1 pseudogene is annotated in these 277 nt (G+C 63.9%); it reads right to left on the bottom strand.

The features are described from left to right. Positions 1–277: pseudogene (locus EOD29_RS31535) on the bottom strand (hypothetical protein); the annotation flags it as partial.

The following is a 277-nucleotide window of genomic DNA, read 5'->3' as shown; positions in this document are numbered from 1 at the left end:
GCCTTCGTTCCGCGGCACGAAGCCTGCGGCGCATCTCCTGTTCGGTTCCCTTCCGCTCCTCGGCGCGACGCCGTCGCTCGTCCGGCTCGTTTCTGCGAGCCGCCGCTTCGATGCCCGGCCATCGGCGCCTCAGTTCCTCATAGGATCGGAAGGGAACGTGCCATAGGTGAAGGTCGCCGTCCCACCGTGCAAACGGCACTTCGTGCAACTCGTCGATGACGGTTTTTGAATAGGGCGTGCGGATTCGAAAGCCGGTCTTGGCGAGCGTCAGATACGG

The organism is Mesorhizobium sp. M1A.T.Ca.IN.004.03.1.1, assembly GCF_003997555.1.
GTDB lineage: Bacteria > Pseudomonadota > Alphaproteobacteria > Rhizobiales > Rhizobiaceae > Mesorhizobium.
This window is presented reverse-complemented; position numbering and strand designations above follow the sequence as displayed.